This window comes from Fusibacter sp. 3D3, assembly GCF_001748365.1.
Classification (GTDB): domain Bacteria; phylum Bacillota; class Clostridia; order Peptostreptococcales; family Acidaminobacteraceae; genus Fusibacter_A.
This window is the reverse complement of the sequence record NZ_BDHH01000016.1, coordinates 102078-127371: the sequence shown is the minus strand read 5'-3', so window position 1 is coordinate 127371 and position 25294 is coordinate 102078. Positions and strand designations below refer to the sequence as shown.

Sequence of the window (25294 nt, the reverse complement as noted above, 5' to 3'; positions counted from 1 at the left end):
AAGCTTAGCATCATGCCAAATCTGTCTTATGCCATCAGTGCCAAGTGAAACAAGGTCCTCTGGAAATGGTGCTGTTTTTAGAAGTTCTAGGCTGAATGTGCCGTCAAACTTTCCCAGTGCGTCCTTATACTCTGGAAAATATATCTTCATTTCGCGATGAAGCCTATTGAGAAATCGGATTCTATCCTCGTTCAACTGTTCCCTGAACATTGACAGACGACGAAGGTCCGCATACAGTTTTTCTGGAAGATATGGCATTCCAAAGTTGCCATCCTTTACAAGATTTGCAATAAGTTTCGGATCCTTTATGTCATCCTTAAGCTGGCTATTATCCTCTAGTTCTTTTGTTTGCTTCACCGCATATGGATTAACCTGAACAACGCTGATTCCATTGGATATCATCCATGTCGCTAGGCAGAACCAATAGTGTCCTGTTGGCTCCAGACCTAATACAATCTGTTTTTTGTCATTCGCCGCAGCTATCTCAACTGCCCAGTCTTTAGCACTTTCAAAACCCTCTTGTGTGTTGCTAAATGGAAATGCGGATTTACTGAGTTCTCTGCCTCGGGTATCAATCGCTCTTATATAGTGTGTTTCGCTGCCGATATCGCATCCTAAAACAAGCATATCATCACTGATAAAAGTCAATTTTTCGTTTTTATCAAACTTGCCTTTTGTTTCCAATTCATGCCATGTAGATGCTTTAAGATTATTTTTTATGGCTTCCATTTTTTTTAAAATTTCTTGTTGTTCAAAAATATTTGCTGCTATAACTTGATTTTTTTTCTTTTTGCCTTTAAAATTCATCTTAGATACCTCTCGTATTTTTTTGATTTTTTACTAACGGTCTGGTCAGTAATAATCTTAATTTACTTGAGGTATTTTTCTTTGTCAATCGCTTGACCTATTTAAATTATACAGGAAGCTTTTTTATATGTCAATTTCGTGAAAAAAAGCAAGACTCCAAAAATATATAGCTCTTCAAGGGTCTTGCTTATCCGTATTTTGTAAAATCACTATGCTGAAAAATATCAAATAGATTTTTGTTGTATAAGTATACTGTTGAAAAAACGAAAAAACAAAAACTATAGGTTTCAATCATTATTTCAATCTTGCTTTACAATATGGACAATTCGTTGGATTTATTACATACCTATTGAACCATCGATGGCAATTCGGACATCTTCTTATTACATAATAAAAAAATAATCATTTTGACATTACAAATCCATTAAAGTAATTGATTTAGGAAAGGACTCTGCGCTGTAATTTTTAATCCCCTAATGCGCTATCAATCACACTGTCATCAATGGCATTTTAGGCACTGGTAAAAGTTATTCTGTCATTGACAGGGGTCCAAAATAAGCGTATATTGTTCTATATACAACAGTTTCATATACAACATATTATCTTGAAAGGACTCTTATTATGAATGATGAACAACTTGGATTTGAATTGAGATCACTTAATAATCTGATCAAACGGTATTTCGAATTTTCCTCACATAGAAAAGAAATCGAAACCATTACGGGCAACAATGGCTGGATCATAGGGTATCTAGGCCGAAATGTTGACAGAGACATTTTTCAAAGAGACATAGAGGAGCACTTTACAATTACACGTTCTACGGCTTCTAGAGTCCTCAGTCTGATGGCACAAAAAGGATTGATCACGCGAGAAACAGTCTCTCAAGATGCGCGTCTTAAAAAGATCGTCCTCACGGAAAAGGCACTTGAACTTAGAGAACTTATGCTAGAAGATATAACCAGACTAGAACAAACCCTTATCAAAGGCTTCACCGAAGAAGAAATAAAAGTACTCCATGCCTATATCCAACGCATGAAAGCTAATATTTCTGCTGATTAAGTGGCTTCACTTTAAAAATTATAGAAGCGAAAGGAAATTTTTATGATCAAGAAATTGTTCTCCAGTGTGAGAGAATACAAAAAAGACATTATATTTGCCCCTATATATGTCACCTTAGAATCTATTTTCGAAATCCTCATTCCAACATTAATGGCGATTTTGATCGATAGTGGTATCAACCCCAAAAACATGTCCAACATTTTATGGATAGGACTGGCTCTCGTAATCGTCTCTTTGCTAGCGCTAATTTTTGGCGTCCTTGCAGGGCGCAGCGCAGCCATAGCCTCATCTGGATTTGCAAAAAATTTGCGCCATGATCTATTCTATAAAGTGCAAAAATTTTCATTTTCTAATATTGATAAGTTTTCAAGCTCAAGCCTCATCACCCGGATGACCACAGATATTACCAACATACAAAACGCTTTTCAGATGTTAGTGAGACTCGCTGTAAGGGCGCCCATGATGATCCTGTTTGCCATGATTTTTTCTTTCCGCATCGATGTCAAGTTGTCATTCATCTTCATTGCCGTGATCCCAATCCTCGGGGTTGGTTTATGGTTCATCATAATGAATGTACACCCTCTTTTTAAAAGGGTTTTCCGCACTTATGACAACCTTAATAACGTGGTTCAAGAAAACTTACATGGCATTAGAGTTGTCAAATCGTATACGCGTGAAGCCCACGAAAAAGAAAAATTTTCGGGCATTTCACAATCTATATTTTTAAATTTTTCAAAGGCAGAAAAGCGATTGGCATTTAATATGCCTTTAATGCAGCTTTGTCTTTATACCAGTATGCTCTTACTTTCTTGGTTTGGTGCAAAGTCCATTATCGCAAGTGGCAATAATCCTGCACTGGGACTTTCTACTGGAGAGCTCACCAGCTTAATCACTTATGCGATGCAAATCTTGATGAGCCTAATGATGCTCTCAATGGTGGTTGTCATGATCACGATTTCCCGTGCATCTGCAGAGCGCGTTGTGGCAATTCTGGACGAAGAAGTGGATCTACAAAATCCCGAAAATCCAGTCTATGCTGTAGAAAATGGCGCCCTCACTTTTGAAAACGTTTCATTTGCTTACACCAAAGATGCCGATAAACCTGTTCTACACGACATCAATTTCTCCATTGAATCGGGGGAAACAGTGGGCATCATCGGTGGAACGGGTTCTTCTAAATCAAGCTTAATTCAACTCATTCCTCGTCTTTATGATGTGCTCAGCGGCAAAATAACCGTTTCAGGTGTAGATGTCCGCAACTATGATATTGAGGCCTTGCGCAATCAAGTGGCTGTTGTGCTTCAAAAAAACGTCCTCTTTTCTGGTACCATCAAAGAAAATCTACGCTGGGGGAACGAAAACGCCACAGATGCAGAAGTCATTCATGCTTGTGAACTCGCACAGGCCGATGGCTTTATCAGGGCGTTTCAAGATCAATACGATACCTATATTGAGCAAGGTGGCACTAACGTCTCTGGAGGTCAAAGGCAACGGCTTTGTATTGCAAGAGCATTGCTTAAAAACCCTAAAATTTTAATTCTCGATGATTCCACCAGTGCTGTGGATACTAAGACAGATAGCTTAATCCGACAGGCCTTCCGTCAGGAGATCCCGAATACGACAAAGATCATCATCGCACAGCGTACTTCATCAGTTCAAGATGCTGATAAAATCATCGTAATGGACGATGGTAGCATCAATGCCATTGGTACTCATGATGAACTGCTTAAAACATGTGACATCTATAGAGAAGTCTATGAATCTCAAACCAAAGGAGGTGGTCTTCATGAATAAACCCACAATGCATCGCTTTAAACCTGGGACCATAAAAAGACTATTTTCTTACATGAGTGCCTACAGACTCCAATTGTTTTTCGTTGTGATTTGCATTTTTCTAAGTGCTGCTGCCAGTGCCGCTTCTGCGTTATTTCTCAAAACACTTATTGACCAGCATATCATGCCCTTAATTGGACAAGAACAACCTCAATTTAACGCATTACTTCGTGCCATCATGGTCATGGGTTCCATTTATCTAGTAGGGGTTCTTGCCACTTTGTTCTATAACCGAACTATGGTGGTTATCGCACAGGGGACGCTGAAAAAAATTAGGGATCAAATGTTTGGCCATATGCAAACTTTACCAATATGTTACTTTGATACACACAGTCACGGCGATGTCATGAGTCGCTATACCAATGATACCGATACACTGCGTCAAGCCATTTCGCAGAGCTTGCCGCAAATGTTTTCCTCACTTATTAGTGTCATCACCGTCTTTATCGCCATGATCTATCTCAGCGTTGGCTTGACGGTATTTGTTGCTGCCTTTACTTTTATACTCTTAAAAGTCATCAAGTTACTGGTGCGTAAAAGCCGAACTTTCTTTGTAAAACAACAACAATCTCTGGGGGATATGAATGGTTACATCGAAGAACTCATCAGTGGTCAAAAAGTAGTCAAAGTCTTTTGTCATGAAGATCAGGCAAAAATCGAATTTGACAAAAAAAATGATTCTCTTTGCGACAGCTCGACTCAGGCCAATAAATACGGTAACATCACCATGCCAATCGTCGGCAATATGGGGTATATGCTTTATGTGATCATTGCCATCATCGGTGGTGCCGCAGGGATTTCAGAACTCCCTAACCTAAGCCTCACAGGCTTCAACATTCTAACCGTGGGGACAATTGTATCGTTTCTAACCTTATCTCGCAGTTTCATTAATCCCATCGGTCAAGTTTCTATGCAACTCAACATGGTGCTCATGGCACTTGCTGGTGCCTCTAGGATTTTCGAATTAATGGATGAGATCCAAGAACAAGACGATGGCTATGTCGAACTGGTCAATGCAAAACTTGAAAATGGCGAACTGACTGAATGTGCTGAAAGAACTGATCTATGGGCATGGAAACACCCTCATCATGATGGCAGTATTACTTTCACCCCGATGACAGGACACATTCAATTCTTTGATGTGGATTTTGCATATGAAGCAAATAAAAACGTGCTGCATCACATTACACTTTACGCTGAACCCGGTCAAAAGGTCGCCTTTGTGGGATCAACTGGAGCAGGGAAAACAACCATTACAAACCTAATTAACCGGTTCTACGATATAGCAGACGGCAAAATTCGTTATGATGGTATTAATATAAACAAGATCAAAAAATCAGATCTGCGTCGATCACTTGGTGTTGTTCTACAGGATGTCAATTTGTTCACAGGAACCGTTATGGACAATATTCGTTACGGCAAACTAGATGCAACAGATGAGGATTGCATTGCTGCTGCAAAGCTTGCAAACGCAGATGGCTTTATTCACATGCTCCCTCAGGGCTATCAAACGATCATAAAAGGGGATGGCAGTAGCTTATCTCAGGGACAGCGGCAGTTAATCTCTATCGCCCGTGCAGCGGTGGCTGACCCACCTGTTATGATTTTAGATGAGGCCACCTCTTCCATAGATACGAGAACTGAGGCAATCGTGCAAAAAGGCATGGATGCACTCATGAAAGGCAGAACGGTATTCGTCATTGCCCACAGACTTTCCACTGTAAAAAATGCCGATGTCATCATGGTGCTCGAACAAGGGCGCATCATTGAACGCGGCAGCCACGATGAATTAATCACACAAAAAGGCAAATACTATCAGCTTTATACAGGTGCCTTTGAACTGGATTAGAAATACAATTAAAAACCCGTACAGACTTTTGGAATAATACCTTAAGTCTGTACGGGTTTTACATTTTATTACCTTTTTACACTCAAACTTTCAATTTTAGCTTAACCGTTTTTTATTTTTTAATAGGCACCAATTTAGCTGTAAAATGTCTAAGTACTGGTGGTTGCCATGTGATTTGATATCCCGGAATTTGATCTGCTTTTTTCTTGATTTCTATTAAAGCTTCCACGACCACATCGAAATGAGCTTGCGTATAAACCCTTCTTGGAATCGCAAGTCTTGTAAATTCCATTTCCGCTTCTAATTGTTCCCCAGTTTCAGGATCTAAATCGAGTAGATAAGAACCGATATCACACGATCTAATGCCTGCTTCTAAGTAGAGTTCACAAGCAAGTGCATGTCCTGGGAATTGTGTATATGGAATATGTGGTAACAAGGCTTTTGCATCTAAGAATACCGCATGTCCGCCAACAGGATATTGGAACTGGATGCCTTCTTCTTTCAATTTACCACCCAAATATTCAACTTGTCCAATTCTGTATCTTAAGAAATCTTTTTCGATCCCTTCGTATAAACCGATGGATAGTGCTTCTAAATCTCTTCCTGCAAGACCGCCATAAGTGACAAAACCTTCATAAGGAATTGTAAGGCCTTTTACCTTTGTAAAAAGCGCTTCGTCATCTCTCACGCCAATCAATCCACCCATGTTTACAATGGCATCTTTTTTAGCACTCATGGTAAACGCATCTGCATAACTGAACATTTCTTTTACGATGTCTTTAATAGAAGCCTCTTTATAGGCTTCTTCACGTTGACTGATGAAGTATGCATTTTCTGCATATCTCGCCGCATCAAGAATCATTGTAATGCCATATTTATCTGCAATCTTACGCGTCTCTCTGATGTTTTCCATAGAAACAGGTTGTCCACCTGCTGAATTATTCGTAATCGTCATGATGATAAGACCTACATTTTCAGCACCTGTGGCAACGATTTCTTTTTCAAGTCGCTCCAAGTCCATGTTGCCTTTAAAAGCCACATAGGTTTGTGTGTCTCTTGCTGCAGCTACCACTAAATCTACTGCTTTAGCGCCAAGTAAGCCCACATGGCCTCTTGTTGTGTCAAAGTGCATGTTAGAAATACACTTTTGACCTTTTTTAAGCAAGCTTGGAAACAAAACTTGTTCAGCAGCTCTACCTTGGTGAACAGGTTGAGCATATTTATAGCCAAAGATGTCTTTTACCGTTTCCATTAATCTTCTATACCCTCTAGCACCTGCATAAGATTCATCACCTGACATCATGCCAGCCCATTGGGTATCACTCATAGCGCCCGTTCCACTATCTGTTAAAAAGTCTATATAGACGTCGTCTGAATCAAGCCCAAATAAGTTGTAATTTGCTTTCTCCAATTTCTCTTCACGTTCTGCTCTCGTTGTCATTTTTAAGGGTTCAACCATTTTAATTTTAAAAGGTTCCGCTACATATTTAATCATTGTTACGCCCTCCTTTGTATTTAACTTTATTTTATGCTTTATCGCCGTGTCTGTATATTGTCTTTAAGTGACTTTAATTAAAAACAAAATGCGTTATACAATAAATTTCAATCGTTCATGTACAAATGCGCATTTGGAGTACGGGCGGGATTCTGCGTCGATATATTCTAATTTTGCTTTTATTGACTTTAATATTTTGCCCTTATATAATAAAGCTAAGATGCTTTGAAAATTGGAGGGCGACATGCTTAAAATCGGTATCATAGGACCACAGGACAGCTTAAATCTAATCGATCAATATTTAAATGATTTTTTTGAAGAGGTTAAAACCTTTAAAATTGAATTCTCTATTTTCGAACAGATCCCAAACATCATTCAATATTTACACGTTCAAGAATCCAACTTTGATGCGGTTATCTTCAGCAGTAAGATTTCATATGATATCGTCAATCACGCGATGCACTCTAAAAATCCGTGGGTGTATGTAGATAAAAATCACAATCAACTGCAGAGATTATTGCTTAAAATTGCCTTAGAAAAAGCATATGATCCGCTCTACATCAGTGTTGACTGCTTCAATGAAAAAGCCATTATCACGGCTTATTCTGAAGTAGGGCTCACAAAGAAAGCCTATCAATTTTACGCCATTGAACCCGACATATTCAATCCAAACTTTGCAACTGAAATCCGCAATTTTCATCTTCATCATTTCTATGACCACAAAGTTTCTGTGTGTATTACGGAGTTCCCCAGTATCTTTAACGCTCTCCAAAGCAAGGGTATCCCCTGTGTGCTCTCTGCGCCGACCTTAAGCGATGTACATCAGGCTGTCCAAAAACTCGAACTCAAAATAAGATCAAGAATCAATGAATCCAGTCAAATCGTCGTGCTCGCTATCGAAATTGATCAAATCAACGAATACTCCATCATCAATGAAAATGACTATCAAATAATGACTGAAAAAATAAAAGTCACCGAAAAAATATATCTATTTGCGCAGAAAATTCAAGCCACTGTTATAGAAATTGGCACGAGAGGTTACCTGCTCTTCAGTACGAAAAACATCCTAGAAAATGAAACAGAGAAATTACAACACATCGCTTTACTGGATGATGTTTCTCAGAACACGACTAATACCATCAGCGTTGGCATCGGCTACGGCATTACCGCGAGGGAAGCCAATTACAATGCAAACTTAGGGATGCTCAAATCACAAAAAAATGGCGGCAACCATTGTTATGCCGTGAATGAAGGCGTCTATATCGGTCCTATACTCAATACCATTTCCGCTAAAACGCAGGTCACTTTAAAAATAGATGAAAAATTTCTAAAAGTTTCAGAAGCCACCGGCATTAGCATCGATACCCTCTTTAGAATTCAATGCTATATCGATCAACAAAAAAACATTTTCACGCCAAATGAACTCGCAAATTATCTTGAAATTTCAAAGAGAAGTGTGGATCGTATTTTAGACAAGTTAGAATATTGTGGCTATATGTACGTGGTGGGCAAAAAAAGCGAAACAGGCGTTGGACGCCCGAGTCGGATTATTAAGATTTCATTTGATTATAAGAAGACGTAAATAGGGTTAGGGTGTCAATCAATTTTCTTAAACTCAATCGTCCAGTTGATACCCGTTCCAATACTGTACGCTTTTGCAAAGTTTCCTTGATTTATGGCAACAGCCGTTCTATAAAGCGAGTTCATATAGATGATTTGTTCTCCAATGTAGACATCGTCAAAAGATTTCCCATATATGATCCGATTGTTGTAAATGACTTTCTCTCTGTCTTTGATGAGCACTTCGACCCTTTCCCCACGCTCAAAGCCCATTTCCAAAAATGCTTCGCTCGGTATATTTGTCCATAAACTTCCAAATCGAATGTCTAAGATATCGATGCACCCTTTAATACTATTTTCTGTCGTAACCACTTCACCAATCTCTGTCTCAATAATGTCATCAATTGCAATTTCTTTGCCCACTTCTTCGAACTCAATTTTACCAGATGCAAGTTTCGCACCTGTGTAGGCGTAGACATCTCTACCATGAAAGGTATGCGAATGCTCTGAATTTTTGCGTCTGTGAACAGATTCTTCAATCTCTCTTACGGCAACAATCCCTATATACTTTTTAATATGTGTCAGTGTACCGTTGTCAGGGGTTACAATGTATTGGTTGTTCTTTGTTTTGACGACGACACTTTTTCGGCTTGAGCCTACGCCTGGGTCCACAACCGATACAAAAACGGTTTCTTCTGGCCAATACTCAGCCGTTTGAAACAAACGATATGAAGCTTCCCAAACATTATAAGGTGTTATATCATGTGTCAAATTATTGATTTTCAACTCTACATCCACTTCATGTGCAACCCCGATCATTGCCGCTACTGCACCATCCGCTAATCCAAAATCACTCTGTAATACAAGCAGTTTACTCATTTTTTCCTCCTAATACAACCCATTTATCAATTTCTTTAAAGCCTAAAGACTCAAATAGTTTTTGGGATATTTCACCTTCATAGAACAAGCAAGCTTTTTTGCCATCGTCGATTAACCTTTGGCAAATGGCAGATACGACTGTTTTAGCATAACCCTTTCTTCTGTGATCAGGCAGAGTCATTACACCACCAATCATGGCACTTTGACTTGTCTCTGCAGCAGTATTGCCATGGCTTATAATCTGTCCATTTTTTTTAATAAACATATGAGTGCCTTCTCCCGAAACGATACGGTTTAAGATTTGTTTATGACGCCCTTCAAAACCACCTGGGTAAAGGCTTTCAAATTCTTGAATACGACCATATGCCATCGCAATATCATGAGCATCTTCTGCCTCAGCAAAAACAACATGCTCCGTATTTTTTTCTAGAAGTTTATCCCCTGAAAGTTCTGCAAAATGCATTTCCTGAATACTGTATAGAGCGCTGATCAAAGGATATAAACTCATTAAAACAGAAGCTTTTCCACTAATCATGTTGACTTTATAGCCCTTAAGCAGCTCTAAAATTTCGGTAAAATTCATTTTACCCTTACTGTATAAAATGAAATTCTCATGGTATCGCAAAAGGATTCCGTTTATTGTCTCTAATTCTTTCTGTATCCATATCTCCTGAAAATCCAAATCAAAGCCGTATAGTTCAATATCCCCTATAATGAAAAGATTTATACTGGGTTCATCGATGCAATAGGCTAATATTTCTTTTCGATTCATTTCTTTTGCTTTGATCAGCATAAGCTGGCCTCACCTTTTCTAAATTCTACGGTCCACGCTTTTCCTGTACCGATTTTATACTTTTCAGAAAAACTGCCTTGATTAACAGCGAGCCCAATTTTCATAAGTTCATTATTATATATAATAGGCTCTCCTTTCGATGCAAAGCCAAAAGAGTATTGAAACAAAACTTCTTGATTAAAAACCGCTTCTCCATTATTTTTAACGGTTACCCACAGATAATCTCCATACACAAATCCTGCTTCTGTGAATAACGCCAGCGGCATGTTCGTCCACACATTGCCAAAGTTTGGGTCATCAATTTCAAATACGCCCTTTACCACGCCTGCCTCAATCCTCGGCATCTGAATTTCATGCTCAACGATATCTTCTACTGGATAAGCTGGGCCAACGCCCTCAAAATCGATAATGCCACTGGCGAGTTTGGCTGCACAATATGCAAACAAATCTCTGCCATGGAATATCCCAACACCTTCTGTGTTTTTACCTCTTAAACGATTAACGGTTTCGTCAATTTCTCTTATTTCAGCAATACCGACTGAATCCTTTAAGTGCGTTAAAGTGCCATTATCCGGTGTAACGACATAATAACCATCATTTGTCCTTGCCACGGAAGCTTTGCGTCCAGTCCCGACACCAGGATCTACAACAGACACGAATATGGTGCCTTCTGGCCAAAATTTCATCGTTTGAAATAATCGATAAGAGGCGCTCCAAGTATCATACCTAGGTATTTCATGGGTTCCGTCGATGATTTCGACACTTCTATCTACGGTTTTGACGACGCCATACATAGAACTCACTGCGCCTTCTTTATAAGTGAAATCTGTTTGAAAAACTAAAATGGGTTTCATTGCACCCTCCTTTTTTCTATTTATGTTCTATTTTTACATCGTAGAGTTGTAAAATTCCCTTTAAAGCCCTGCATTGCGCTTCTAACTGGATGCCCCTAAATAAACGGATTATAATATCTGCTATGGTTGATAAAAAAGGATATCCCCAATGAAGCGATAAATATAAGTGCTGAAATGCCTAAGGCTAAGTGGTCATTCCTACTTAGCTTTTTCATATTGTACCAAGTTCTCTTCTTGCCCTTACCGAAACCTCTTAAATCCATGGCATTACTGATGAGTTCTACCCTCGAAAGCGTCGAGAAAATCAAGGGGACCATGATGAGCAACGCATTTTTAAATCGATCTTTAAATTTGGCCTTATGAGATAAATCAAGCCCTCTTGCTTGTTGTGCTTGGCTGATATCAGCGTATTCTCTTTGTATATCTGGAAAATATCTCAGCGTTAATGCGACGGCATATGCAGCCTTATAATTGACGCCTACGCCTGATAACGCAGATGCAAGTTCACTCGGATTTGTAGTGAGCAGAAAGATGATGCCAAATGGGATAACAGAGGCGTACTTAAATAATTTAGTGACTTGAAAAAACAATTGTTCGTATGTTAATGAAATGGACTTTGTAATCGCTATAATTTCGTGTCTTGTCCCGTAAAGCTTCACCCCGTACTCAGGTGCAAATAAAAATGAAATAACAGCATTTGTAATAATAAATACAGCGACATATATGACCATTAATTTCACTTGCTTGAACTTGATTTTAGAAATTCTAAAGACCACTAAAGAAAATAACAGAATACTTATAATCACTCTTATGTCGTAAGAGAACATCACTGCAAAAGTTAAAAACAAGAAACAGATGATCTTTGTAAGACCCGAAAGATGGTGTACGAAGGTGTCTTCAAAATTGTATGAAAATAACTTGATCTTCATCTATCTCACCTGTCTTTCGTAGTCAATAAAATTTTGAACAAACTGAGTGCCATCTTCAATACCCACCATTTTAGCCAGATTATAGAGCGATGTTTCTTTTAGATTCGCCTCTTCAATCACTTGATGATCGGTTAACACTATGGCAGAATCCGTATCTGCAATTTTTTTACCATCCGATATCACGATTGCCCTAGGGGTATATTCAAGCATTAAATGCATGTCATGCGTGATCATGATCACCGTAATGCCCGTTTTGTTGATCTCTTGTAAAAATGCCATGATTTCACTATAGTGTTTATAGTCCTGACCTGCTGTGGGTTCGTCAAGGATCAGTATACTCGGATTTAAAACTAAAATCGAAGCAATGGTCACCCTCTTCTTTTGACCATAACTCAATGCCGATATGGGCCAGTCCATAAACGGCAAAAGTCCACATATTTTCAATACTTTTTCAACTCTTTCTTTTATTTCAGATGCCTTTACATTTCTTAATTTTAAACCAAGGGCAACTTCATCAAAAATCATTGGTTTAGAAATCATCTGATTCGGGTTTTGCATGACTACCCCAATGAGCTCGGCTCTTTCCTTTATGGTTTTACCTTTGATATCCTCTTCTAAATAATAGATTGCACCTTGATCTTCTTTTTCAAATCCACATAGTAACTTTGACAGTGTGGATTTACCGGCACCATTTCTGCCTACTATGGATACCATTTCACCTTTCGCAATCTCTATGTTGATATTTTCGAGTATCTTTTTACGACCATCGTATGAAAAAGTAACATCATCCATTTTCAGTATGGATTCATTTAGCTTTCTCTTTTCTTCTTTAACCACGGATAAATGCCATTCTTTTACGATATGGTTTACGGCCGATGTGTCCAGTGTATTCATGTGACCTGGTTTCATCTCTGGCGTCACAGTTACGCCAGCGTATTTAAGTGCTGTCACATAAAGGGGTTCCCTGATCCCATTTTCGATTAATATTGAAGAAGACACCAGTTCATGTGCATTCATATCCCCTAAAATACGCCCTTCGTTTACTACAATGATTCTATCGATTTCTCTGTGAAGGACGTCTTCCAATCTATGTTCAATAATAATAATTGTTTTGTTTGTGTTTTGATGAATATCATCAATAATTTCAATAGCCTTTTTACCCGTTGCCGGATCTAGATTTGCCAAAGGTTCATCGAATAAGAGCACATCGACATCATCAATCATGACACCAGCAAGCGCAGTTCTTTGTTTTTGACCTCCAGACAGTTCATAAGGTGAAGCACTGAGCCATCTATCCATATCAACCATTTGAGCTACTTTCAAAACACGCTCTTTCATTTCATCTATGGGCGTGTTATCGTTTTCCATTACAAAGGCAATATCCTCCCCAACCGTAAGGCCTACAAATTGACCATCCGAATCTTGAAGTACCGTTCCGACTACTTTGGATAATGTAAAAATATCTTGGTCCTTAGTCTCTTTGCCCTTTACTTTTAAAGATCCCTCTGTAATCCCTCTATAAGAAAAGGGAATCAACCCATTGAGGCAATGCCCCAAAGTACTTTTACCACTTCCACTTGGTCCGACGATCAAGATTTTCTCACCAGCATAAATCTTTAGATTAATATCATTAAGCGTTGGCTCTGATTGACTGTAGTATTGAAACGAAAAATTGTTAAATTCAATGATTAGTTTGTCATTCATATTTAATCTCCATCAATTGATTATTTTTTACTTAGACTTCCTTTTTTTGCTTTAGTTGCTGAGTATGCAATAAGCAATAAAGTCCCTAATACACCAGCACTAATCGAGTTCATCACCGCTGCAATAACCCCTTGAGCAAATACTAAATTCGCAGGTTCACTATAAATTGCAATATCTAAAACAGGGGCTACCACGATCCAAGCCATTACATTACCAATAATCTGGATTGTATTAAAAGTGATTATGCTTTTCATGTTAAATTCACCTTCTTCAACAGAAGTTCTTTTATAAGCAAAACCAAAAATAAAAGATGCAACACCACTTGCAATAACCCAGCTCCACCATGGAGATCCGTATTGAATAGAATCGCTAAGAGCATGACCAATAAAAGCTATAAGTCCGCCTGCAATTGGACCAAATAAGGTTGCAAAGAATGCACTCAGTCCATATGCGGTTTGAAAACTTGTTTCTGGTACAGGTGAAGGAATCTTTACATACATAAATAACAATGTGAAGATAGCGGCACCCAATCCTGTTGCTACGATAGTTCTCGTTGAAATCTTAAAATAATCTTTCATTATTCCCTCCTCTTTATCTCTATTTTTTTAAAGCTAATAGCAAATAATCTAATTTCAAGTCAGATTTTGAACTATTAAACTAATCATTGCTAAATCCATAGATCTAATTCATAAGCACTCGGTATAAAATAGAATTTACATCTTCCAATTTTTTCATTATCAGCATTGTATAATATTTCTTCTAAGTAAAGGATCGGGTCTTTGTCTTTTACTTTTAAAAAACTCGTTATATGATCCTCAGCCAAAACCAACCTTATGGAGACATTTGCACTGTATGACATTTGAAAAATAGTTTTATCGAGAAGTTCTGACACCGCTTCTGTCTTGTTAAGGTCAATTTGCAAAGACTCTATATGCTTTAAGGGAATTTGCATAAACGAGTGCCCGATAACTTTATGATCTGAATAATAAATGTTATTGCTTGCTAAAATCATCTCGTTTTTATCCACAGACAACTTCGTTCGTGCAATTTCAGTCGGCGGTCCAAAATTATAGTTGATCTCAATGGCATCCACTTCGTCAATGGCATACTCTATCATGGGATTGAATAATTCTTTTTGTAACCGGTCGTATTTCTTTTTGTTTTTGGTTATTATGGAGCCTTTCCCTTGATGCTTTCTAATGAGACCATCTTCGTTAATAATGGCCAACGCTTGTCTTAACGTATTGCGACTCACACCATACTGTTTTGTCAAAATGGATTCACTAGGCAAATAGTCTCCATTTTTATAAACATCATTCATAATATCAGAATATATTTTATTATAAATAGTCACATAAGAAGGTATCTTTTCACTATTAGTACTGCTAATTTTTTGTTTAGTCACAAGATGCTCCTTTTGTAAATTTTATATTTATTCAGTTTATAAGTTGTTCACCAAGTTTACAACTTGTTCAACAACTTTTTTTCTTTTTAGTATACTCTGTATTAGCCTAAAGTCAATACAGAATTATTAACTTTCTGATAATTCTCTAAATTTTCTGATAATTAAATAAAGAGTGAGAGCTTCAACAGTCAAAAATCGATCTACCTCCAAAAAAAGCGATACAAGCTATAGCTTGTATCGCTTTTTTTCTTTATAAAAATTTTCTCTTGTTCCAACCATTACAATCAAGTTATAGAGTACTCACAATTTGAGCTAATGCTTCTTCGATTGGTGTTACAGGATGACCCAGTAATTTCTCAAAATCATTGCTTTCTATTTCTAGCGCACCTTCTCGAATATCCGACTGAATATTGACGAGCATTGGTATAATAAATTCAGGTATGCCAGAATTTTTCATTATGTCGGCATAAGTGGCATCATCCACCTGTTGAACGGGCACCGACGTTCCTAATACCTTTTCAAGAGCGGCAACCAATTCGCCTTGGGTCCTTGCTTGCCCTGAAAGTTCATAAATCATATTCTCATGACCACTACCTGAGAGCACATTTGCAGCAGCTTCTGCGTAATCCTTTTGAAGCGCCCAACCCACTTTACCCATTCCAGCAGAAGTGACCCATGGGGCACCTGCCAAAACCCCTTGAATACCACCGATCTCATTTTCAAGGTACCAATTGTTTCTGAGGAAAGTATACGGAATACCTGTTTTTAAAATAGTAGCTTCTGTGCCACGGTGTACTGGCGCTAAGAACAAGGTACTTTCACTTGCATGCCCAACACTCGTATAGGCAATAAACTTAACGTCTGCTTCATGAGCTGCTTTAACTGCATTCGCGTGTTGACGTATTCTGGTTTCATTGTCGCCATCAGCAGATATAATCAGCAATCGATCAATACCTGAAAAAGCAGACTTTAATGTTTCTGGCTGATCAAAATCGCCCTGTCTGATCTCTATGCCACGTGCCTTTAAGTGCTCTGCTTTCTCTGGGTTACGAACACTGACTACGAGATCACTTGGGGATACTGTTTTAAGTAAATGGTTTACGACCTTTGACCCTAATTTTCCTGTTGCACCTGTGACTAATATTTTCATAAGTGATGCCTCCTAATTTTATTTGTGTATCACACTTTCAAGTGATATAATTAACTATACACACATTATATGCGCTTAGAATATTTTGCACAAGTACGTTCTTTTTTAGTACTTAGTATCTTTTTTGATACCGTAAAGGAGGCTTTATGTTAACACAAGAAGCATTATTCGGAAAATGTCCCTATGCAACCTCTCAAAAAATACTGTCTGGGAAATGGGCACTCATTATCTTATTTCATTTAAGAGAACACAAGCATCGGTTTAATGAACTACAGAAAGCTTTACCTGATATTACTCAAGCGACACTCACTAAACAGTTACGTGCTTTAGAGGAATACGGCATGATCATAAGAACCGTCTATCCTCAAATCCCACCTAAGGTGGAATATGAACTCAGTGATATGGGGCATGCTTTTTCAGAAGTTTTAGACAGTCTTGAAACCTGGGGGGATAAGTATATCCAGCATCAAAAAAATGCCATGAATCCTTAACCTAGATTCATGGCATTTAATATATGCCGCCTCATTTTCCATCTAATGCTTTTCTAATTAACAATCGTTCTCATCATAAGTGCTTTTACGTGCTTTTACGTACCACGTACACGGCGAAACAAATAGGTGATCTCTTGCAACAGCAACTAGATGAACATGCAGTTGATGAATCAACGGCTTTCATCATCTCAACGCTTTGCAGTAATCAAAAGATTTTTACTCCCGATTCCCCCGAACCGGCTCAATGTAGAGCAGGTCATAGATGTTGCCTGTGATGCCTTTGAGGTCATATGCATTGCCACTTTCTGCGGTGAGTGATGTGGGGATGCTTTGGGTGTTAAATTCTGGTCTTTCTGTAATTAGGGTGCTGGGCAGGGTTATGGGCATTTCTTTTGGCATGGTGAAAGTTTTTAGGGTGCTGTTTGTGGCCCCTTCTAGGGCCGTGACGGTAAGAGCGATTTCTAAGGTCTCGCCGTAGTTAAGTGCCTGCGGTAAACCCGTTTGCCAATTGAATGCACCAGTTTGTGTCCCAGATTGTGTCCCAGATTGTGCGCCACTTTGTGCTGCATTTTTTCTATAGGCGTAGTCGATTTTAGTGATGCCATTTTGGTAGGCACCCATGTGATCAAGGTCGTAGGATAAGTTATTGACTGTGATGCCTATGTCTGTGGCTCTGTAATCATAGGTGAGTTCAAAGTCTGCTATAGGGCGTCTGTGAACGTAGACGTTAAGCATTGCGGGTTTTGATATTTTTCTATAGTTCCCGAAAATTTCGCTATCACTTCCCAGTGTGGGGTTGTCGATTACATAATAATCCAGTTTGTACTTACCCACGTGGTCAAATGTAGTCGGTGGCCATACTAAATCTGTATTGTTGTATGTGGATAGCCCTGTGCTATTGATAAAGTAGTTCGGCTCATGTGCGGTATGATAAAGTCTCTACCGTTGTGGTCTAGTAGAAGGAGCCTCACAGCGCATATCCCGATATTGAAATTATAGAACCGTACGCAACGAACCTTTAAATACCGAACTCATTCTCATCGTATTTTAACCTCATTTTAATTCATACACCCGCTTTAAATGATAGAATGAAAATACATCGTGCCAATTTTTGCGCGAAATTTAACTTTTTTTTAATTACAGGAGCTCTATGCAAAAGAACACTGATTTTGATAAAGTCGCCCCCTATTATGATTACTTTATGAATGCATTTAATTTATACAAGCTATCAGAAATCAAGGCCCTAACAGACTTGGGTTCAGACGATGTTGTTTTAGATGTTGGCGGTGGTACGGGTCAACTCGCCCAGTATCTCTCTGAAAGTTGCCAAACCGTCTACATCTTAGATGAAAGTGCGAGTATGCTTTCAAAAGTTAAGAAAAGCGATTACATCATTTGCATACAAGGAGATGCGCTAAAGACGCCTTTCTCATCAGATACCTTCGATTGCATTATTTTAAGCGCTATTTTAAAACAAAAATACTGCGCCTCTTTGAATTCTTAATCTTTGGAAAACTTTATTTTAAGACAAGAAATGAAATTCAAAATCTGCTCGATGGTACATTTAAACTGATCAGCATTTCCAATACAGGGTACTACTTCATTCTCAAAGGAGAAAAGATATGCTCAATAAACTCACCTTCTATTTGAAACTCGGTCAAAAATGGATTCAAAAAGAAGTTGTCGACGCGACAGATTATAAAGCGGCCTACGATGAGGTCTCAAAGACATACTCTCTTTGGCTTGAAAAAATGGGGCAATATACAGATCAACTCATTTCGTCAGAAACAATTCCTCTAAAGGAATCCTTAAAAGTACTTGACTTCGCTTGTGGTACTGGATATATCACAAAAAAGCTATTAGAATCTTCTTCAAATTATGTAATTACCGCTGTAGATCAATCCTCAGAAATGTTGAAAACCCTTGTGGAATTGGATCATGAGCGCATTCATACCATCTGTTCTGATGGCTTATCCTTTTTAAAGCATACGACTGAAACTTACGACATCATTTTTTTTGGATGGGCGCTCTCTTATTTTGATCATCATGAGGTCTTCAAACTTTTTAACAAGGTTTTAAAACCAAATGGCACGCTTGCCATCATCACGAATGTCAATGGCACACTTGATAAAATAGAAGATATCTTTTTAAAGACCATGGCAGAAAATCCAACCGAAGTAATTAAACCCATGTCGATCAAGCAAAATTTACCAAATGGCAGAAAAGGCCTCTCCAAATGGTGCCATCAATCTGGATTTGAAACCATTGAAACACATGAAAAAGAGGCAGTATATCAATTTGACACGCCCGAGAAGCTGCTTGAATGGCTCAATTTAACGGGGGCTGCTGCTGGTACTCAAATGATTTTCAAAAATTACGAAAGGGTAAAACCTGCCCTTATAAAGGCTATTCAAAAAGAAAAATATCATAACGGCACCTATAGTATTAATCACAAATTTGTTTATGGTGTTTTTAGAAAGGTGGCACGTCCTAAATGAATAATCTCAAAATTTTGCTGAAAATGGCCACGGATAAAAAAGTCTTAAAAAGTCTTTTAGAAACCTATCATCTTTTAAAAGACGATCCCAACTTTACACTTATAAAATACATGAAGATGATGCAAGGCATTCTCAAAGGTGAAAAGCTCGTAGCACATGAGGACGTCTATATTTTAAGCACTTTTTTCCCGCCTTTTCCAACAGAGGCTTTCATACAAAATATCATCGCAGTCGACGCACCTATTGAAATCTTCACCAAGCAAATTTATGCAAAGCGAACTGCCCCTATTTCTATGTATTTATGTGTGACGAACAAGTGCCCCAATAACTGTGTGTACTGCAGCGCTGCTCAAAGGCAAAGCGAGCAAGAGCTCACCACAGAGGAGTGGATTAAACTGCTTGAAGACCTTCAAAACATGCATATTCCCATCATAGGCTTAACAGGAGGAGAGCCCATGATCCGTGAGGATATCTATGAGCTCTTAAAGGCAATTGATGACCGTAGTGTAGTCATTCTTTTTACCAGCGGTTTCAATTTAACTTATGAACGTGCGCAAATGCTCAAATCAAGCGGTCTCTTTGGCATTGGCATCAGTTTGGACTCACACGATAAGACCATCCACAATCGCAACCGAAATGATGATCGTGCTTTCGATTACGCCTTAGACGCTTTAAAAAACGCAAGTAAAGCGGGGATCTACACTATGGCTCAAACCGTCATTTTAAAAGACCAAGTGGATGAAGAGTCTCTCTTTAAGCTCTTTAGGCTCGCTTATAAAAACGGTGCTCATGAAGTTAAAATTTTAGAGCCTATATTAAGTGGCAATTTACTTGCCGAAGAAGATGCCTCTAAAATCTTATACAGCACAGATGATCGAAAAAAGCTCATCGCCATTCAGCATAAAGCGAATAAACGCAACGACATGCCGAAGATAACATCATTTGCTTATACAGAAAGTGAAGCAAAGTTTGGATGTGGTGCTGGCAATCAGCATTCCTACATCAGTGCCTCTGGTGAACTTTATCCTTGTGATTTCGTACCAATGCGTTTTGGTAACGTTAAAGATAGACCCATATCAGAACTCTGGCTTGAGATGAATCAAAATATAGGTATCCCAAAGACAAAATGCTTTGCTCAAGAGGTCAATCGCAAAGTCTTCATCGCTTCAGATGGCATTTTACCCCTTGCAAAATCAGATTCAGTTGAAATATGTATGAAGCACCGTAGCGAACGCTTCCCTAAATACTATCGAGATTTACAGAAATAAGACGTGATTTAAATAAACATAAACCCCCTAAGCTAAGCATTATGACCGAGATACAGTTCATAACCGCCAGTTAGGGGGTTTTTAGAACAACGCTATATTCAAATGATATAATCAAATATTATTATGAATTCCAAAATTCTATTTTAGAAATCAACGCCCGATATAGAATTTCACGATTTTCTGGTGTTACACAGTAAAGCACAGCATTTTTATGTGCTCTAACCTCATCTAAAAATGGCGTCTCCTGCTTTTTAACCACTGCAATAACGGGTATGTTCCCAGCAAGTACATTCAAAACGGTTTTACAAAAAAGCGGCGCCTCTGACTCCATAAATCCCAGTTCATCCATCAGAAGTAAACTCCCATTTTGACTGCTTGGCACGCTGAGAAGTTCAACCCCATAAGTCTCAAATACCTTTGGATAAATGATATTAAACCCTGGTTTATCACGGGTTGCCACACAATTTTGTGCCGTACAAAAATGAGTTGTTGTAACTGCTGGAAATATATATACACCCGATTTAACATGATGATCTGATAACATCCATCTGGTGATAAACCCTTTAACAGATCTTTGGCTGTGCTGAAGCAATCTTTGGACCAAAAAAGTCTTTCCTGCACCAATTTCACCCGTAATTAGAAGATGTAACGGTTCTTTCATGGATTTGCCTCGCTGAGCTCTGCTCTAAAAAGAATCATTTTTGCACCATTGCCTCTAGGGGTTGATCCTGAACTTGCAATGATACTGCAGAGTACGAGTTCCTCACCCTTTTCAAGTGTGTCCTTAATTAAGGTAAATATTTTTTCCATTTGGCACTCCTTAAGGTTTTATTTAGGCATTGACTTCGAAATCAATTCTTCATATTGAACTTCCGTTAAATCAGCATGATAAAATAACTTGAAGTAATTGGACACTTCTTTGTAAAGATCATAATTTGCGCCTTCTGGGTAGAGCAGTTGCGACATCCAAAGCATCCCTAAATAGCGTTGAGCCGAAGGTGGAAATCCCATCCAGTTATAAGGACCGTTTGGCACTTCGTAATATTTTCCATTTTTTATTGCCGAAATATCTTGCCATGCGGGATCTGCCCCAACAGTGTCATAGATGCTGTCTGGCGCAAATAAGATGACATCCGGATTCCAATTTAAAATCTGTTCCATATCCACTTCATTACCTGTTCCTTTGGACACCGGCTTATCTACAACCGCCAAATTGTTTGATAAAAGATCAATCACTTCTGCATGGTAAGAGCCCTTTGCGATGATATTTTGACCTTTGTCCCCTAAACAATATAAGAGATTCGCCTTTTCTACCTTACCGGCGAGTTCCTTTGTTCGAAGATAAGTCTCTTCACAATAAACCGCTCTAATTTCAGCTTCTTCCTGCAGATCTAGCAATGTGCCCAGTAGTCTGTACGCATCACCCATATGGTCAAGATTTGCTGTGATATGAACAAATGGAATGCCCGTTTGCTCTTGAAGTTGATCCAAATCGCTTACGATTGTCTCTTTGGGTTCACCTACGTCAATGACCACTTGAGCACCACTTGCCAAAAGCGTTTCAAGATTGAGTTCCCCTTTGCCGCCATAGAGTTGACCTAAAACGGGCAAATTGTAATACTCAGGTTTCATTATATTTTCAGTTACATCACTCCAAGGCGTTGCAATCCCAATCATTTTGTCTGGCGCTACTGAAAAGACTACAATTTGAGCCAGTGGTCCAGAAATTGCTACCTTTGTGATCTCTTTTGGCACCTTGACTTCTCTGCCTACAGAATCCGTAAAAACTACTGTTGATTCAGTATCCACGTTTTCTGTGCTACTTGCCGTTTGAACTGTCTGTGGTTCAGCGTCTTGATTAGAGGTTTGACTGGTTTGTGCTGGTTCTGGTGCTGGCGATGCTTGTTGAGCAGCTTCACTGGAACATCCTGACATCATTGAGAGTATCAATACACCTGACCATAAAAAAGATAATCCTCTTTTCATATAAATCCCCCTTAAAATATATTATATTTATTCTATATCACCCGGTATATCCTCTGTGTTTAAGACCACCAGCCCCACTTCTCTTGCCATTGGAAGGTAGTATGGGAATACATCGGAAGTTGATCTAATCAATTTATCAGCCACATCTGCTATGCCAATTGCCTCTGGATGCCCATCACGACAATAAAGCTTAAAAAAATCCACTGCTGTCTCTATGGACTTAAAGGGTTGTCCCATTTCAATAGAAAATGATTCATACCTAAAGGGCATACCGTACTGCTCAAGTTGTTCTCTTGTGCTCTTGTAAGTATGACGCCCAACGACTTGTTTCGTTAATGAAACCCGATGAAAGGCGCTGTTTTTTTTAAGCATGAGCACAGTGCCATTGCACTGTTCCTTTGCGATCTTTAGAGTTTCATTTACAGTACCAAAAAAGCTAAACACCATGGCATCATAAGGTTTTACTGGTGGCTTTTGTAAGATATCACCTTCTATAATCTCAATATTTTGATACCCCAACTGATTTACATTTTCTCTGAGAATCTCAAGTGGTGAATGTGCAATATCAACCGCAGTAACGTATTCGCACCGATTTGCAAGCGCCAAACTAAAATAACCTAAACCACATCCTGCATCACATACATGAGCCAACTTCGGTAAATAAGCTTCTACATTTTCTGCAAGCCTATGGTGTGCAGAGTGAAACTCATAGGCATCTTTCATATAATCAATCATCTTCGGTTTCCATAAAAACATCATATGCGCCGCCTTCCCCATAATGGTAAAATTAATTGTTCACCTTTAACCTTTAAAATTTCCACATCGGTCTGATAGAGTGTTTCAAGCAAACCCTTTGTGACCACCTCCCCAGGTAGGCCTTTTGCTGTGATTTCACCCGCATAAAGTGCCATGATTTCATCTGAAAACATCATTGCGTGCTGAGGATTATGACTTGACTGAATGATCGTATATCCTTTTTCAGCCAACATCTTAATTTTTTCCATGACTCTTAATTGATTGCCAAAGTCAAGATTTGAAGTCGGTTCATCCATTAATAAAATTTTGGCTTGCTGTGCCAAAGCACGTGCGATTAAGACCATCTGCTGCTCGCCACCACTGAGTTTATTAAAATAGCGTTCTGCATAACTGCTCATATTCATCTGCTCTAAGGCATCATAGGCTTTTTGATAATCACTACTACTCGGTGTTGAAAATTTAGATATCCGATGTGCTGTCCCCATAACGACCATTTCCACCACAGAATAGTTAAAAGTGGCCATATGCGATTGTGGAATATAAGCCATCGTCTCAGCCATTTTCCGAGTGGTCAACATTTTGATATCGGCTTTATCAATTTGAACAGTGCCGCTATAAGCTTTGTTTAACCCTAGTAAACATCGAAATAATGTGCTCTTTCCAACACCATTCGGTCCAAGCACCGATATGAGTTTGCCCTCACCAATGGAAAAGGTTAAATTCTTTAAAACAGCGTGACTTCCATATGAAAAAGAGAGTTGATTGACCTCAATCATGATTGGCTGTCCTCCCTTCTAAAAATAAGGTAGATAAAAAATGGTGCACCTATAAAGGCCGTTAAAATGCCTATTGGGATTTCCGTTTCGAGTAAATTTCGAGAGATATTATCAACACCAAGCATAAAAATTGCACCTATAATCATACAAGTTGGTGTTAAATATTTATAATCACTACCGATCACCTTCCGGCATAAGTGTGGAATCACTAATCCAACCCATCCAATCATGCCACTAACCGAAACACTTGCCGCCGTAATAATAGTAGACGCAAGAATCACAATTAACCGCATTTCATCTGGATTTACACCCATGCTTTCACAAGATTCATCCCCCATGGCTAAGAGATTAAGGCGCCATCTCATTCCCATTAAGGGCACCATCCCCATGAGCATTGGAACCGCAACAAATATTATTTCATGTTGCTTTGCACCTGAAAAACTGCCCATCAACCAATAAGTAATAGAAGGCAATTGATTGGTTGGATCTGCCACTAATTTTATAAAAGAGGTCCCTGCTGTAAATAAGGAACTGATCATGATCCCCGCAAGAATCAAATTGACAACCGGATTACCTGGCGCTTTACGTCCAATAGCAAAGACGACCCCTACTGTTGTTAAACTAAATAAGAAAGCAGATGCAGATATCAGCACACTTGAAGCGCCAAACAAAATCGCTAACGCCGCACCAAAAGCTGCTCCCGAAGTGGCTCCAAGCAAATCTGGTGATGCCATTGGATTTTGAAATACCCCTTGGTAAGAAACACCTGCAACAGATAGGCAAGAGCCCACTAAACAGGAAAGGATAATGCGTGGCAATCTTATGTTTAACACCACTGCTTCCATTTGATTGGTCCAGGTTTTATCCATAGGTATGATCCTACTGAATAAAATTTTAGATAAATCAACAAAGCCGATATGATATCGGCCAAGGCAAAATGAACAGATCAAGACAATTCCTAAAATAACTATAAGGAATACCAGCTTTATAGATGAAAGGCTCCAATTTTTAGATTTTTTTTGCTTCATTTTTTCTGTGAACTCATAACTCAACATAGCATCACCCCAAATGATTTTATGCCTTAATTTTCCTTTAGTTTTGTTTAGTTTTGTTTGATTTGATTTTATATCGTTTGATTGATTTTAATTATATGATTTCTAAGATGAATATTCAAGAGACATAACACCCTAAATGTGTCCCAT

25 protein-coding genes are annotated in these 25294 nt (G+C 38.7%); 8 read left to right on the top strand and 17 right to left on the bottom strand.

The features are described from left to right. The coding region (locus tag F3D3_RS17215; RefSeq protein WP_139132136.1) for a transposase at positions 1–807 on the bottom strand (807 nt) is incomplete at its 3' end. 621 nt (positions 808–1428) lie between these two features. Here F3D3_RS17215 and F3D3_RS17210 point away from each other — a divergent pair. The 3 genes from F3D3_RS17210 to F3D3_RS17200 are packed head-to-tail and all read left to right on the top strand — an operon-like array spanning position 1429 to position 5548. Further along, the gene (locus tag F3D3_RS17210; RefSeq protein WP_069875685.1) at positions 1429–1866 is read left to right on the top strand and encodes a MarR family winged helix-turn-helix transcriptional regulator; all 438 of its coding nucleotides are present in this window, start codon (positions 1429–1431) and stop codon (positions 1864–1866) included. 42 nt (positions 1867–1908) lie between these two features. After that, entirely contained in the window at positions 1909–3660 is a 1752-nt protein-coding gene (locus F3D3_RS17205) for an ABC transporter ATP-binding protein (protein WP_069875684.1), read from the top strand. Then, positions 3653–5548 (top strand): ABC transporter ATP-binding protein, encoded by a 1896-nt coding sequence (locus F3D3_RS17200; RefSeq protein WP_084389129.1) that lies wholly within the window; start codon positions 3653–3655, stop codon positions 5546–5548. Before F3D3_RS17205 ends, F3D3_RS17200 begins: the two co-directional genes overlap by 8 nt. A gap of 112 nt (positions 5549–5660) precedes the next feature. Here the strand turns inward: F3D3_RS17200 and F3D3_RS17195 are convergent, their stop codons facing one another. Continuing rightward, a complete protein-coding gene (locus tag F3D3_RS17195) occupies positions 5661–7043 on the bottom strand; it encodes a tryptophanase (RefSeq protein WP_069875682.1) in 1383 nt (460 codons plus the stop codon). Between the two features lie 244 nt (positions 7044–7287). On the opposite strand from F3D3_RS17195, the gene F3D3_RS17190 reads away from it, so the two are divergent. Continuing rightward, entirely contained in the window at positions 7288–8625 is a 1338-nt protein-coding gene (locus F3D3_RS17190) for an HTH domain-containing protein (protein WP_069875681.1), read from the top strand. 14 nt (positions 8626–8639) lie between these two features. Here F3D3_RS17190 and F3D3_RS17185 read toward each other — a convergent pair whose 3' ends face one another. The 8 genes from F3D3_RS17185 to F3D3_RS17150 all read right to left on the bottom strand — a co-directional run bounded on the left by F3D3_RS17185 (position 8640) and on the right by F3D3_RS17150 (position 16317). Further along, a complete protein-coding gene (locus F3D3_RS17185) occupies positions 8640–9482 on the bottom strand; it encodes an S-adenosyl-l-methionine hydroxide adenosyltransferase family protein (RefSeq protein ID WP_069875680.1) in 843 nt (280 codons plus the stop codon). Further along, positions 9475–10275, bottom strand: coding sequence for a GNAT family N-acetyltransferase (locus F3D3_RS17180; protein WP_069875679.1), 801 nt, complete (start codon positions 10273–10275; stop codon positions 9475–9477). The genes F3D3_RS17185 and F3D3_RS17180 overlap by 8 nt, the downstream gene beginning before the upstream one ends. Continuing rightward, a complete protein-coding gene (locus F3D3_RS17175; protein WP_069875678.1) occupies positions 10269–11129 on the bottom strand; it encodes an S-adenosyl-l-methionine hydroxide adenosyltransferase family protein in 861 nt (286 codons plus the stop codon). Before F3D3_RS17175 ends, F3D3_RS17180 begins: the two co-directional genes overlap by 7 nt. A 95-nt stretch (positions 11130–11224) precedes the next feature. Beyond that, positions 11225–12058 (bottom strand): energy-coupling factor transporter transmembrane protein EcfT, encoded by an 834-nt coding sequence (locus tag F3D3_RS17170; protein ID WP_069875677.1) that lies wholly within the window; start codon positions 12056–12058, stop codon positions 11225–11227. Then, the gene (locus F3D3_RS17165; RefSeq protein ID WP_069875676.1) at positions 12059–13762 is read right to left on the bottom strand and encodes an ABC transporter ATP-binding protein; all 1704 of its coding nucleotides are present in this window, start codon (positions 13760–13762) and stop codon (positions 12059–12061) included. A gap of 20 nt (positions 13763–13782) precedes the next feature. Beyond that, a complete protein-coding gene (locus tag F3D3_RS17160; protein WP_069875675.1) occupies positions 13783–14340 on the bottom strand; it encodes an ECF-type riboflavin transporter substrate-binding protein in 558 nt (185 codons plus the stop codon). 89 nt (positions 14341–14429) lie between these two features. Further along, positions 14430–15167 carry a GntR family transcriptional regulator gene (locus tag F3D3_RS17155; RefSeq protein ID WP_084389128.1) on the bottom strand — a complete coding sequence of 246 codons (738 nt, stop codon included), beginning with the start codon at positions 15165–15167 and terminating at the stop codon, positions 14430–14432. Between the two features lie 289 nt (positions 15168–15456). Then, a complete protein-coding gene (locus F3D3_RS17150; protein ID WP_069875674.1) occupies positions 15457–16317 on the bottom strand; it encodes an SDR family oxidoreductase in 861 nt (286 codons plus the stop codon). A gap of 146 nt (positions 16318–16463) precedes the next feature. On the opposite strand from F3D3_RS17150, the gene F3D3_RS17145 reads away from it, so the two are divergent. Then, positions 16464–16808 (top strand): helix-turn-helix domain-containing protein, encoded by a 345-nt coding sequence (locus tag F3D3_RS17145; RefSeq protein ID WP_069875673.1) that lies wholly within the window; start codon positions 16464–16466, stop codon positions 16806–16808. A 216-nt stretch (positions 16809–17024) separates the two neighbouring features. Here F3D3_RS17145 and F3D3_RS17140 read toward each other — a convergent pair whose 3' ends face one another. After that, on the bottom strand, positions 17025–17642 hold the full coding sequence (locus F3D3_RS17140; protein ID WP_139132135.1) for a hypothetical protein: 618 nt from the start codon (positions 17640–17642) through the stop codon (positions 17025–17027). A 316-nt stretch (positions 17643–17958) separates the two neighbouring features. On the opposite strand from F3D3_RS17140, the gene F3D3_RS17135 reads away from it, so the two are divergent. From F3D3_RS17135 to F3D3_RS17125, 3 genes are all read left to right on the top strand, one after another. Continuing rightward, positions 17959–18312, top strand: coding sequence for a class I SAM-dependent methyltransferase (locus F3D3_RS17135; protein WP_069875671.1), 354 nt, complete (start codon positions 17959–17961; stop codon positions 18310–18312). 118 nt (positions 18313–18430) lie between these two features. Beyond that, a complete protein-coding gene (locus F3D3_RS17130; protein WP_069875670.1) occupies positions 18431–19306 on the top strand; it encodes a class I SAM-dependent methyltransferase in 876 nt (291 codons plus the stop codon). Further along, the gene (locus tag F3D3_RS17125) at positions 19303–20574 is read left to right on the top strand and encodes a radical SAM/SPASM domain-containing protein (protein WP_069875669.1); all 1272 of its coding nucleotides are present in this window, start codon (positions 19303–19305) and stop codon (positions 20572–20574) included. Before F3D3_RS17130 ends, F3D3_RS17125 begins: the two co-directional genes overlap by 4 nt. A 121-nt stretch (positions 20575–20695) precedes the next feature. Here F3D3_RS17125 and F3D3_RS17120 read toward each other — a convergent pair whose 3' ends face one another. The 6 genes from F3D3_RS17120 to F3D3_RS17100 are packed head-to-tail and all read right to left on the bottom strand — an operon-like array spanning position 20696 to position 25120. After that, positions 20696–21235 (bottom strand): nucleoside-triphosphatase, encoded by a 540-nt coding sequence (locus F3D3_RS17120; RefSeq protein WP_069875668.1) that lies wholly within the window; start codon positions 21233–21235, stop codon positions 20696–20698. Then, positions 21232–21384 (bottom strand): XdhC family protein, encoded by a 153-nt coding sequence (locus F3D3_RS23815; RefSeq protein WP_139132134.1) that lies wholly within the window; start codon positions 21382–21384, stop codon positions 21232–21234. The genes F3D3_RS17120 and F3D3_RS23815 overlap by 4 nt, the downstream gene beginning before the upstream one ends. 18 nt (positions 21385–21402) lie before the next feature. After that, complete coding sequence (locus F3D3_RS17115) at positions 21403–22560, bottom strand: ABC transporter substrate-binding protein (protein ID WP_069875667.1); 1158 nt, start codon at positions 22558–22560, stop codon at positions 21403–21405. 27 nt (positions 22561–22587) lie between these two features. Next, a complete protein-coding gene (locus F3D3_RS17110) occupies positions 22588–23319 on the bottom strand; it encodes a bifunctional 2-polyprenyl-6-hydroxyphenol methylase/3-demethylubiquinol 3-O-methyltransferase UbiG (protein WP_069875666.1) in 732 nt (243 codons plus the stop codon). Next, positions 23316–24092 carry an ABC transporter ATP-binding protein gene (locus F3D3_RS17105; protein ID WP_084389126.1) on the bottom strand — a complete coding sequence of 259 codons (777 nt, stop codon included), beginning with the start codon at positions 24090–24092 and terminating at the stop codon, positions 23316–23318. Before F3D3_RS17105 ends, F3D3_RS17110 begins: the two co-directional genes overlap by 4 nt. Next, on the bottom strand, positions 24089–25120 hold the full coding sequence (locus F3D3_RS17100) for an iron ABC transporter permease (RefSeq protein WP_069875696.1): 1032 nt from the start codon (positions 25118–25120) through the stop codon (positions 24089–24091). Before F3D3_RS17100 ends, F3D3_RS17105 begins: the two co-directional genes overlap by 4 nt. Positions 25121–25294: the final 174 nt, after the last annotated feature.